Below are 11,920 nucleotides of genomic sequence, written 5' to 3' on the forward strand. Positions count from 1 at the left end.
GGCCCAGTGAGCGCGCGGAACGTCGTCGTTCTCGACTACGGGTCGGGCAATCTCCGCTCGGCGCAGCGTGCGCTGGAACGCACGGGCGCCGACGTCACCGTGACGAGCGACTTCACGACCGCGCTCGAGGCCGAGGGGCTCGTCGTGCCCGGTGTCGGTGCGTTCGCCGCATGTATGGAAGGGCTGCGCGCGGTGAAGGGCGATCGGATCATCGGCAGGCGTCTCGCGGGTGGACGTCCGGTTCTCGGCATCTGCGTCGGCATGCAGATCCTGTTCGAGCGCGGCGTCGAGTTCGGTGTGGAAGCCGACGGTTGCGGCGAGTGGCCGGGCACGGTGTCGCGACTCGACGCCCCCGTCCTGCCGCACATGGGATGGAACACCGTCGAGGCACCCGCCGACTCCACGCTTTTCACCGGGATCGACGCGGACACCCGCTTCTACTTCGTGCACTCGTACGCGGCACAGTCCTGGGAGATGGACAACGTCGGATCGCCCCTGGCCGCCCCGATGCTGACCTGGGCGCAGCACGGGAGTCGGTTTCTGGCGGCGGTCGAGAACGGCGCGCTCAGTGCCACCCAGTTCCATCCGGAGAAATCCGGGGACGCGGGTGCCGAGTTGCTCCGAAACTGGGTGGGGAGTATCGGATGACCGGATCAGGCGGGACACCGCAACGGCCGCACTTCTCCTACGGGCGATTCGTGACGCTCGTGTTGGGGTCGGGTGTGTTGGTGCTGGTGGTCGGTACGCCCATCATCCTGGCGCTGGCACACTGGTCACCGGTGGCAGGTCTCGTCGCAGCGCTGATCGTGGTGATCGCCATGATCGCGGTGATCGGCTGGATAGCACGGCGGATCATCGGCTCCTACGAGCGCAGGGTCCGTGATCTGGACGAGGGCATCTCGAATCCTTGACCCGCTGTCGGGCGAGAGGTCGCACTAGGCGAGCACACCACGACGCGCACGATAGAACGCGCACGCCGACGACAAGACACGACACACGACGACGACAGATGAGAGAAAGAAGACACCACGGCATGGGGAAGACGCTCGAACTACTCCCAGCGGTCGACGTTGCCGACGGGCAGGCCGTCCGGCTCGTCCGCGGCGCGGCAGGTACCGAGACCGCCTACGGCTCGCCACGTGAGGCCGCGCTGGCCTGGCAGGGTGACGGCGCGGAGTGGATCCACCTCGTCGATCTCGACGCCGCCTTCGGCCGCGGCAACAATCGGGAGCTGCTCGCCGGGGTGGTCGGGGAACTCGACGTGAAGGTCGAGTTGTCGGGTGGTATCCGTGACGACGAGTCGCTCGAGGCGGCACTGTCGACGGGGTGCACCCGCGTCAATCTGGGCACCGCGGCACTCGAGAACCCCGAATGGTGCAGGCGTGCGATCGCCACCTACGGCGACCGCATCGCCGTGGGACTCGACGTCATCGCCGAGGGCGATTCCTACCGTCTGCGCGGTCGGGGCTGGGTCACCGACGGTGGCGACCTGTGGGAGGTCCTCGCTCGACTCGACGGGGACGGATGTGCACGCTACGTCGTCACCGATGTCAGCAAGGACGGCACTCTCGGCGGACCGAACCTCGACCTGCTCTCCGAGGTCACCAAGGCCACCGACGCTCCCGTCGTCGCCTCGGGCGGAGTGTCGGCGCTCGGCGACCTGATCGCGATTGCCAGCCTGGTCGACAAGGGTGTCGAGGGTGCGATCGTCGGTAAGGCGCTCTACGCGGAACGCTTCACACTTCCCGATGCACTGGCGGCGGTCGGTAACCTGTGACAACGCCGTCCGGACGTGATCTGCCCTCACTTCTCGAGGTGGCGGGCAGCATTCTCGACGGCGTGTCCGCGGAGTTCGTGACAGGACTCGGCGCTCCGAGCGCCGTTGCGAAGGGCGGGACCGACTTCGCGACCCAGGTCGATCTCGACCTCGAACAGCGCATCCGCCGAGAGCTCACCGAACGCACCGGAATCGCCGTGCACGGCGAGGAATTCGGCGGCCCACCCGTCACCGACGGGGCCATCTGGGTGCTCGACCCCGTGGACGGCACCTACAACTATTCGACCGGAATGCCACTGACAGGCATTCTTCTCGGGTTGCTCATCGACGGAGAGGCGACTCTCGGACTCACCTGGCTGCCATTGACCGGGACCCGGTACGCGGGCCATGTCGGAGGGCCGCTGTACTGCAACGGGGTGCCGACGGGGCCACCTCCGGCGAGCGCACTCGCACAGACCGCCGTAGCGTTCGGGCCGTTCAACGTCAGCCACGGCGGACGGTACCCGGGTGCACGCCGTGCGCAGTTGCTCGAAGCGCTGAGCGTGCGCGCGGCACGGTTGCGCATGACCGGCAGCACGGGCGTCGACATGGCCTATGTTGCTGCTGGAATATTCGGTGCGGCAATAGCTTTCGGCGCGCACGCCTGGGACAACGCGGCCGGTGCCGCACTCGTCCGCGCCGCCGGGGGAGTGGCGACCGACCTCGCAGGCAACCCGTGGACGGTGACGTCGCCGTCGTTGGTGACCGCCATGCCCGACGTGCACCGTGAACTGATGGCCGTGATCGACGAGGTCGTCGGCGACGAGAGGACTTCCCGATGACCCTCGCGACCCGAGTGATTCCCTGCCTCGATGTGGACGACGGGCGTGTCGTCAAGGGCGTCAACTTCCAGAACCTCCGCGACGCGGGCGACCCCGTCGAACTCGCCGCGCGCTACGACGCCGAGGGCGCAGACGAACTCACATTCCTCGACGTCACAGCGTCGAGCTCTGGTCGCGCCACGATGATCGACGTGGTGCACCGCACCGCCGACGCGATCTTCATCCCGCTGACCGTCGGAGGTGGAATCCGCACCGTCGACGACGTCGACGCCCTGCTGCGGGCCGGTGCCGACAAGGTGAGCGTGAACACCGCCGCGATCAATCGCCCCGACGTACTCGCCGAGATGAGTCGACGTTTCGGATCGCAGTGCATCGTCCTGTCCGTTGACGCACGCACCGTGCCACGCGACGCCGAGCAGACCCCATCGGGGTGGGAGGTGACCACGCACGGCGGGCGCAAGGGCACCGGCATCGACGCCGTCGAATGGGCACGTCGCGGACAGGAACTCGGCGTCGGCGAGATCCTGCTCAACTCCATGGACGCCGACGGCACCAAGCAGGGCTTCGATCTGCGGATGTTGGCTGCCGTCCGCGCCGTGGTCGACGTTCCGGTGATCGCCAGCGGTGGCGCCGGAGCGGTCGGCGACTTCGCTCCCGCGGTGAAAGCGGGAGCAGATGCGGTCCTGGCCGCGTCGGTCTTCCACTTCGGCGAACTCACGATCCCCGAGGTCAAGGGTGCGATGGCTGCCGAAGGCATCGTCGTCCGCACCGAGCGGGACACGGAAGGACAGGTGTGATCACATGGCTCTCCCGCCGGAACTGACTGCACAGCTCAAACGCAACGACGACGGACTCTTCGCAGCGGTCGCACAGGAACGCTCGACCGGGCAGGTCCTGATGGTCGCGTGGATGGACGACACGGCCCTCGAGCGCACCCTCGCCACCCGACGCGCCACCTACTACTCGCGGTCGCGGCAGGAGTACTGGGTGAAGGGCGACACCAGCGGACACACCCAGTACGTGCACGACGCGCGCCTCGACTGCGACGGCGACACCGTGCTGCTGGTGGTCGATCAGGTCGGCGCTGCATGTCACACGGGCAATCACAGCTGTTTCGACACGGCGTCGCTGCCCTTCGCCGTCGACGACGACCACGATCACGACCACGACGAAGCCGTAGACGGGGCGGGCGCGGCGTCGAGTTGATGCCTGGGACAATCGTCGGGGAAATGAACTCGCACACAGAACCGCACCGTCGCGGTGCGCAGACCGAGACACTGCGCAGCCCCGACGCCGTGCGGCTCGATCGACCGAAGGCGGTGACGCAGTCATGCCACTGATTCAGATCTCCCAGACCCCCGGCCTGTCCGATCGGGTCAAGCGCGAGACCATTGCTGCGGTGACCGAGGCGTACGCCAAGGCCACCGGGAAGAACCCGGATTCGGTCTGGGTCACGATCACCGAGGTGCCGCGTTCGCAGTGGGGCGTCGGCGGCGAGCCGCTGGGATGAGCGGCGAACACACGCTCCCGGCGACGACCGACGCCGACCCGCACCACCACGCGCAGTCGGACACGAGCGCCGACACCACCACGCTCGCGGAATTCCTCGACCTCGCCTCCGACCATCGCGTCGTCCCGGTGACCCGCAAGGTGCTCGCCGATTCCGAGACCCCACTGTCGGCGTACCGGAAACTCGCAGCGGAGCGTGAGGGTACCTTCCTGCTCGAGTCCGCGGAGAACGGTAGGTCGTGGTCGCGGTGGTCGTTCATCGGTGTCGGTGCGCCATCCGCACTCACGGTTGTCGACGGCAAGGCCGCGTGGTGGGGCACGGTGCCCGCCGGTGCACCTGTCGACGGCGATCCACTCACCGTCCTGGCCGAGTCACTCCGGTTGCTCGCGACAGATCCGCTGCCCGACATGCCCCCGCTGACCGGCGGTTTCGTGGGATTCATGGCCTACGACATGGTGCGCAGACTCGAGCGACTCCCCGAGAGCACCGTCGACGATCTCGGCCTGCCCGACCTGATGATGCTGCTCGCCACCGACCTCGCCGCGGTCGATCACCACGAGGGCACCATCACGCTCATCGCCAACGCGGTGAACTGGGACGGCAGTGCCGAACGCGTCGAAGAGGCCTACGCCGACGCCGTCGCCCGCCTCGACACGATGACCCGCGCCCTCGCTGCGCCTGCACCATCGACCGTGTCACGGTTCGACAGGCCGACACCCGACTTCCGGGTGCAGCGCAGCCGCGAGGAGTACGGCGAGATCGTGACCGGACTCGTGCGTGAGATCGAGGCGGGTGAGGCATTCCAGGTGGTGCCGTCGATGCGATTCGAGATCGACACCGACGCCGATCCGCTCGACGTGTACCGCATCCTGCGGGCCTCCAATCCGAGTCCCTACATGTATCTCCTACGGATGCCCGGCGTCGGCACCGACGACGGTGGCAGTCCGCGCAAGCCGTTCACGATCGTCGGATCGAGTCCCGAGGCGCTGGTCACGGTCACCGACCGCGTCGCGACGACACATCCGATCGCGGGTACCCGATGGCGCGGAGCCACCGAGGAGGAAGACCAGCTCCTCGGCAAGGAACTCACCGAGGACGAGAAGGAGAACGCAGAGCATCTGATGCTCGTCGACCTCGGCCGAAACGACCTCGGACGCGTCTGTGCACCGGGCACGGTCAAGGTGAGCGACTACCGGCACATCGAGCGCTACAGCCACGTCATGCACCTGGTGTCGACGGTGTCGGGGACGCTTCGCGACGACAAGCAGGCGCTCGACGCGGTGACTGCGTGCTTCCCGGCGGGGACGCTCACCGGCGCGCCCAAGGTGCGTGCGATGGAACTGATCGAGGCCAATGAGAAGACGCGCCGCGGCCTCTACGGCGGCATCGTGGGCTACCTCGACTTCGCGGGAAACGCCGATACCGCCATCGCGATCCGCACCGCGTTGATGCGAAAGGGCATCGCGTACGTGCAGTCGGGTGGCGGGGTCGTGGCCGATAGCGAATCCGACTACGAGTACAACGAGGCCCGCAACAAGGCGACCGCGGTGCTCAACGCGATAGCGGCTGCCACGACGATGCGTCGGGTCGGCGTGGAGGGCGAAGGCGTGCAGGGTGCCGGCGTGGAGAGTGACGAATGACGACCCAAGAACCCGACTCGAACAGCGCTGAGCAGGCTTCGGCCGATCAGACTGCAGCCGATCAGCTTCCGGCCGAGCAGACTGCGCTCGATCAGAGTCCTGCCGACATCGAGAAGCAACGGGCTCGGGTGCAGCGTCGCACCAAGGTCCTCGGAGCCGTGTTGCTCGCGCTGGCAGCGCTGGCCTTCTGGAGTGCGTCGCGGTTGACGTGGGCGCACGTGCTCGGCGCCGACGGACTCTCGCCTGCACGCACATTCGACGTCAAGGGCAGCGACTGGAGTCCATGGCTCACTCCGCTCGCCTTGGTGCTGCTCGCGGCGATCCTGGCGGCGATGTCATTGCGCGGGTGGGGGCTGCGCATCGTGGCACTCCTCGTCGCGGCAGCCGGCGTCCTCGCCGCGTTCCCGGCGATCTCCCTCCTCATGGGCGGCACCAACGACACCTATGCGGCCACCGCCGCCGGACTCAACGACAGGTACGTCGTGCAGTTGGTGACCACGAACAGCTGGGTCGCTGCCGTCGTCCTGCTTGGTTCGCTGTGTGCCGTCGCAGCGGGAGTTCTGCTGATGCGCGTCGCTTCGGGTGCAGGGATGTCGTCGAAGTACAAGACCCCCGCAGCGCGACGTGAAGAACTCGAACGTCAGATCTTCGCAGAGCACAAACGACGCACGGCGGCGCACACGGCCGACGGCGAGCACCCGTCGACCTCGACCGCCGCGTCGGGGCAGCCCGCCGACGCGGATGGTCGACCAGCCTCGGACGCCGCGGCCGATCAGCCCGACACCCCCAACGAGCGCATGCTCTGGGACGCTCTCGACACCGGAATCGACCCGACGGATCAACGATGACCAGACCGTCGAGACACTCGCGTCGCACCCGCTCCCGCCGCTGCCACGGCAGCCGTCTACCCTGATAACACGAACAGAAAGGGAGCCAGCTGTCGTGAGCACGCCCACCGTCCTCGACTCGATTCTCGAGGGAGTGAAAGCCGACGTCGCCGCACGTGAAGCGGTCGTCGACTACGCGGCCGTCAAGAAGGCGTCCGCCGCAGCGCCTGCTCCTCGCGATGCGCTGGCTGCGCTGCGCAAGACCGGAATCGGGGTCATCGCAGAGGTCAAGCGTGCGAGTCCGTCCAAGGGCGAACTCGCCGACATCGCTGATCCCGCAGACCTCGCTGCCGCCTACGAGGCGGGTGGTGCACGCATCATCAGTGTGCTGACCGAGGAACGCCGGTTCCGTGGTTCGCTCGCCGATCTCGATGCCGTCCGCGCGCGCGTCGACATCCCCGTGCTGCGCAAGGACTTCATCGTCGGCCCGTATCAGATCCACGAGGCACGAGCGCACGGCGCCGACGTCATCCTGTTGATCGTCGCGGCACTCGAGCAGAATGTGCTCGCCGCGTTGCTCGATCGCACCGAGAGTCTGGGTATGACCGCACTCGTCGAGGTGCACACCGAAGAAGAGGCCGACCGTGCACTCGAAGCAGGCGCCTCGGTGATCGGTGTCAACAACCGCAACCTCAAGACCCTCGAGGTCGACCGCGACACATTCGCCCGTATCGCTCCGGGTCTGCCGACCGAGACCATCCGCGTCGCCGAGTCCGGCGTGCGCGGTACAGCGGATCTGCTGGCGTTCGCCGGGGCCGGCGCCGACGCCGTCCTGGTTGGCGAGGGACTCGTGACCAGTGGCGACCCCCGCACCGCGGTCTCAGAACTGGTGACCGCCGGTACCCACCCGTCCTGTCCGAAACCCGTTCGCTGACAATCGCTTTCGATCTAGCGTCGACTTGCGTGTCACGGACGACGAGATGTCTGTGAGAGCTCCGTGACCACCGAATCCCGATCTGACGACCACCTGCGCGCCGAGCTTCCGACCGCGAGTGTCGGCGTCAGCACGCGTACCTCCTCGGAGCCGGACGCAGGCGGACACTTCGGCGTCTACGGCGGCCGACACGTGCCCGAGGCGTTGATGTCGGTCATCGACGATGTCACCGCCGCCTACGAGAAGATGCGCACCGACGACGAGTTCCTGTCGGAGCTCGACCGGCTGCAGCGTGACTACGTCGGCCGACCCTCACCGCTGTACGAGGCGACACGTCTGAGCGAATACGCCGGTGGCGCAAGGATCTTCCTCAAGCGTGAGGACCTCAATCACACCGGTTCGCACAAGATCAACAACGTGCTCGGGCAATTGTTGCTCGCGAAGCGGATGGGCAAGACCCGCATCATCGCCGAAACCGGCGCGGGCCAGCACGGTGTCGCGACCGCGACAGGATGTGCGCTCTTCGGCATGGAGTGCATCATCTACATGGGGCGCGTCGACACCGACCGGCAGGCACTCAACGTCGCCCGGATGCGTCTGCTCGGTGCAGAGGTGGTTGCCGTCGACAACGGCTCTGCGACACTGAAGGACGCGATCAACGAGGCGCTGCGTGACTGGGTCACCAACGCGCACAACACCTATTACTGTTTCGGCACCGCGGCGGGCCCACACCCGTTCCCGATGATGGTGCGGGATCTGCAGCGCATCGTCGGACTCGAGGCGCGCGCGCAGATGCTCACCGCGGCCGGTCGTCTGCCCGACGCCGTCGCCGCATGCGTCGGCGGCGGGTCGAACGCCATCGGCATCTTCCATCCGTTTCTCGACGACACGCAGGTACGTCTCGTCGGATTCGAGGCAGCGGGAGACGGCGTGGAGACCGGACGTCACGCCGCGACCTTCACCGGAGGGACACCCGGCGCGTTCCAGGGCGCGTACTCGTATCTGTTGCAGGACGAGGACGGCCAGACAATCGAATCGCATTCCATCTCAGCCGGATTGGACTATCCCGGCGTCGGTCCGGAGCATGCGCTGCTCAAGGACACCGGTCGCGCGGAATACCGGCCGGTCACCGACACCGAGGCCATGGACGCGCTCGCGCTGCTCAGCCGTCGTGAGGGCATCATCCCCGCCATCGAGTCGGCGCACGCCGTCGCCGGCGCTCTCACCCTTGGCGAGGAGTTGGGTGAAGGCGCGATCGTCCTCGTCAGCCTGTCCGGACGGGGTGACAAGGACGTCGACACCGCGGCACGCTGGTTCCATCTCTTCGACCCGCCCCCCTCGGAGAACGAGGTCGGCGTCAGTACCGGCATCAACGGCGAGGAGACGCAATGACCACGGATGCATCCAGCGCTACCGCGCCGCTGCACGCGGGCCCGTCGAAGCTCGGTCCGGTGTTCGCGAAGTGCCGTGCGGAAGGGCGTGCCGCACTGATCGGGTACCTACCCGTCGGTTTCCCGACCGTCGAGAAGTCCATCGAGTCGTTCGAGACGATGGTCCGCGCCGGCTGCGACATCATCGAAGTCGGCGTGCCGTACTCGGATCCCGTCATGGACGGCCCGACCATCCAGGAGGCCGCAGACCTCGCACTCACGAACGGCGTACGCGTGCGTGACGTGTTCCGTGCCGTCGACGCGATCACGTCCGCAGGCGGCAACGCCGTGGTCATGAGCTACTGGAATCCCGTCCTGCAGTACGGGGTCGACACGTTCGCCCGCGACCTCTCCGCAGCGGGTGGTGCGGGCATGATCACGCCCAACCTGATCCCCGAGGAGGGCGCCGCCTGGCATGAGGCGTCCGACGAATACGAACTCGACCGGATCTACCTCGTGGCCCCGTCGTCGACGACTGAACGTATTGCGCTGACGGTCGATGCGTCGCGCGGCTTCGTCTACGTCGCGTCCACGATGGGCGTCACCGGTGCGCGTGACGCGGTGTCTGATGCGGCTCCGGAGCTGTGCGCGCGTGTGCGCGCCTACTCCGACATCCCCCTCGGAGTCGGCCTCGGAGTGCGTAACCGCGAACAGGCGTCGCAGATCGCGAGCTACGCCGACGGTGTGATCGTCGGTTCGGCGCTGGTCACTGCCGCCAAAGCGGGCAGCGACCACCTGGCGGATCTGGTCACAGAGCTGGCTGCCGGTGTCAGCGAGCCACGGGCAGACCTCTGACCGCCTCGGGCGCCTCGTCCGTTAGGGTGGCAGCGTGACAGCGCCGACGACGACGATGCTCGCCTACATTCCCAGCCCACCGCAGGGTGTCTGGTACATCGGTTCGTTCCCACTCCGCGCCTACGCGTTGTGCATCATCGTCGGCATCATCGTGGCCGTCTGGTGGGGCAATCGCCGCTGGATCGCTCGAGGCGGGGTCTCGGGCGAAGTCCTCGACGTCGCGATTTGGGCGGTGCCCTTCGGCCTGGTCGGCGGGCGTGTCTATCACGTACTCACCGACTGGCAGATCTACTTCGGTGACGGCGGCAAGACCCCGATCGACGCACTCAAGATCTGGGACGGCGGCCTCGGTATCTGGGGCGCTGTGTTGTTCGGCGGTCTCGGCGCATGGATCGGCACCAGGCGAATGGGCATCAGACTGCCACCGTTCGCTGACGCCATTGCGCCACCGATCCTGCTCGCGCAGGCCATCGGGCGGCTCGGCAACTACTTCAACCAGGAGCTCTACGGCCGGCCAACCGACGTCCCCTGGGGCCTGAAGATCTACGAGAGAGTCGACTCATCGGGACAGGCCGACCCCGGGTTGATCACCGGTGTCTCCAACGGTCATGTCGTCGCGATCGTGCATCCCACGTTCCTGTACGAACTGCTGTGGAATCTGCTCATCGTCGTCGTCCTCGTTCTCGTCGATCGGTACTTCCGCATCGGACACGGGCGTCTGTTCGCGCTCTACGTCGTCGGGTACTGCATCGGGCGTTTCGCTGTCGAGCTGATGCGCTCCGACCCCGCCTTCACCCACATCGCCGGTGTACGAATCAACGTGTTCACCGCGGCACTGGGCATCGTGTGCGGCGCGATCTACTTCATCCTCGCGCCGAAGGGGCGGGAACAGGGCCTCGAGATCTACTGGCCGGAACGCGCAGCCGAACTCGAGGCGCTCGGCCACACGGGCACCTACTTCTACGACGACGACGATGACGACGCCACAGACGATGGCGAGCACTTCTTCGACGACGAACCCGAGGACTCGTCCTCCGACCTCAGACCGGACGAGAGCGACGACTCGGACGGCACCCCGGGCGCCACCGTTCCCGCAGTGGGCGCCGCTGCCGCCGGTGCCGCTCTTGCCGGTGTGGCCGTGGCACACAAGAAGGGCGACCGGGAGGACGGCGACGCCGAGGACTTCGCCGACGAAGAATCGGTTGCCGAGGAGCCTGCCGACGAAGAGGCCGTCGACGAAGTGGCGGTTGCCGAGGAGCCTGCCGACGAAGAGATCGTTGCCGAAGAGATCGTTGCCGAGGAGCCTGCCAGCGAAGAGACCGTCGACGACGAAGACGGCACCGACGACACTGCAGCCGGCACCGACGACACTGCAGCCGGCACTGACGACACTGCGACCGGCTCCGACGACGCGGCCGAACCCGGCGATGCCACCCACGTCGAGGACGAACCCGTGGAAGATGGAGGGGAGTCCACCGAAACGGCGGGCGATCACACCGACGAAGGGGTTTCGATGAGCAGCGCCGCAGAGGGAATCGACCCGGAGGAGATCGCTGAGGGAGTGTCGGAGGACCTCGAGGACGCGGCCGACGACGAAGGCGACACCAGCCCGTCCGGCGTCGACGAGGACGAGGCCGAACTCGCCGACGGCCAGGAGATCAACGCGGGCGGACCCGACCCGGTTCTCGACGAGAACGAGGAGATCGTGTCCAAGATCATTCCGGGGACCGGCGAATCGGCTGACGCGAAGCCGTGGAATCCCGAGGACGATCCGGCGCGGCCCGACGGTGTCACCACAGAGTCGGAGATCCTCGAGGAATCCGACTCGGACTCCGACACCACACCAGGGGATACGGCAGAGGTCGACGCCGAGGACATCGAAGAGGGCATCGCCGAAGAGGCGGAGGACTCGGCGGTCGACGACGGTCCGACAGACGCGGACGGCGTCGACGAGGACGAGGGCGTTCTCGCCGACGGGCAGATGGACAACGCCGGTGGCCCGGACCCCGTGGTGGCCGACGACGACTACATCGAGATGGACGAGAAGATCATCCCGGGCACCGGCGAGTCCGCCGACGCGAAGCCCTGGAAACCGAAGGGGTAGTGACCGTCCGCGCGGCGTCGAAAACCACGTTGCGCGAGCAGGTCGGATAGAGTGAGACTTCACGCGGAGCACGCGTCGCTGC

The 11,920-nt window shown here is 67.2% G+C and carries 13 protein-coding genes; all 13 read left to right on the forward strand.

Going from position 1 to position 11,920, the window contains the following annotated elements; genetic code table 11:
* Positions 1-6 precede the first annotated feature (6 nt).
* The 13 genes from hisH to lgt all read left to right on the forward strand — a co-directional run bounded on the left by hisH (position 7) and on the right by lgt (position 11,838).
* On the forward strand, positions 7-648 hold the full coding sequence (gene hisH, locus LK459_RS19705; protein WP_227920205.1) for an imidazole glycerol phosphate synthase subunit HisH: 642 nt from the start codon (positions 7-9) through the stop codon (positions 646-648).
* Positions 645-911 carry a hypothetical protein gene (locus LK459_RS19710; RefSeq protein WP_007240047.1) on the forward strand — a complete coding sequence of 89 codons (267 nt, stop codon included), beginning with the start codon at positions 645-647 and terminating at the stop codon, positions 909-911. The genes hisH and LK459_RS19710 overlap by 4 nt, the downstream gene beginning before the upstream one ends.
* A gap of 122 nt (positions 912-1,033) precedes the next feature.
* Entirely contained in the window at positions 1,034-1,777 is a 744-nt protein-coding gene (gene priA / locus LK459_RS19715; RefSeq protein WP_007240046.1) for a bifunctional 1-(5-phosphoribosyl)-5-((5-phosphoribosylamino)methylideneamino)imidazole-4-carboxamide isomerase/phosphoribosylanthranilate isomerase PriA, read from the forward strand.
* The gene (locus tag LK459_RS19720) at positions 1,774-2,598 is read left to right on the forward strand and encodes an inositol monophosphatase family protein (RefSeq protein WP_007240045.1); all 825 of its coding nucleotides are present in this window, start codon (positions 1,774-1,776) and stop codon (positions 2,596-2,598) included. The genes priA and LK459_RS19720 overlap by 4 nt, the downstream gene beginning before the upstream one ends.
* Positions 2,595-3,395 carry an imidazole glycerol phosphate synthase subunit HisF gene (gene hisF / locus LK459_RS19725; RefSeq protein WP_007240044.1) on the forward strand — a complete coding sequence of 267 codons (801 nt, stop codon included), beginning with the start codon at positions 2,595-2,597 and terminating at the stop codon, positions 3,393-3,395. The genes LK459_RS19720 and hisF overlap by 4 nt, the downstream gene beginning before the upstream one ends.
* Positions 3,396-3,399: 4 nt before the next feature.
* Complete coding sequence (gene hisI / locus LK459_RS19730) at positions 3,400-3,804, forward strand: phosphoribosyl-AMP cyclohydrolase (protein ID WP_007240043.1); 405 nt, start codon at positions 3,400-3,402, stop codon at positions 3,802-3,804.
* A gap of 124 nt (positions 3,805-3,928) precedes the next feature.
* On the forward strand, positions 3,929-4,108 hold the full coding sequence (locus LK459_RS19735) for a tautomerase family protein (protein WP_005179191.1): 180 nt from the start codon (positions 3,929-3,931) through the stop codon (positions 4,106-4,108).
* Positions 4,105-5,748, forward strand: coding sequence for an anthranilate synthase component I (locus tag LK459_RS19740; protein WP_227920206.1), 1,644 nt, complete (start codon positions 4,105-4,107; stop codon positions 5,746-5,748). Before LK459_RS19735 ends, LK459_RS19740 begins: the two co-directional genes overlap by 4 nt.
* Complete coding sequence (locus LK459_RS19745) at positions 5,745-6,596, forward strand: TIGR02234 family membrane protein (RefSeq protein WP_227920208.1); 852 nt, start codon at positions 5,745-5,747, stop codon at positions 6,594-6,596. The genes LK459_RS19740 and LK459_RS19745 overlap by 4 nt, the downstream gene beginning before the upstream one ends.
* Positions 6,597-6,690: 94 nt before the next feature.
* Positions 6,691-7,509 carry an indole-3-glycerol phosphate synthase TrpC gene (gene trpC / locus LK459_RS19750; RefSeq protein WP_039994307.1) on the forward strand — a complete coding sequence of 273 codons (819 nt, stop codon included), beginning with the start codon at positions 6,691-6,693 and terminating at the stop codon, positions 7,507-7,509.
* 63 nt (positions 7,510-7,572) lie between these two features.
* Positions 7,573-8,901, forward strand: coding sequence for a tryptophan synthase subunit beta (trpB, locus tag LK459_RS19755; RefSeq protein ID WP_227920214.1), 1,329 nt, complete (start codon positions 7,573-7,575; stop codon positions 8,899-8,901).
* Positions 8,898-9,734, forward strand: coding sequence for a tryptophan synthase subunit alpha (gene trpA, locus LK459_RS19760; RefSeq protein WP_007240038.1), 837 nt, complete (start codon positions 8,898-8,900; stop codon positions 9,732-9,734). Before trpB ends, trpA begins: the two co-directional genes overlap by 4 nt.
* 55 nt (positions 9,735-9,789) lie before the next feature.
* On the forward strand, positions 9,790-11,838 hold the full coding sequence (gene lgt / locus LK459_RS19765) for a prolipoprotein diacylglyceryl transferase (RefSeq protein WP_227923897.1): 2,049 nt from the start codon (positions 9,790-9,792) through the stop codon (positions 11,836-11,838).
* The last annotated feature ends 82 nt before the right edge of the window (positions 11,839-11,920 follow it).

The sequence above is a fragment of the Gordonia otitidis genome, from assembly GCF_020735545.1.
In the GTDB taxonomy this organism is placed as follows: Bacteria; Actinomycetota; Actinomycetes; order Mycobacteriales; family Mycobacteriaceae; genus Gordonia; species Gordonia otitidis.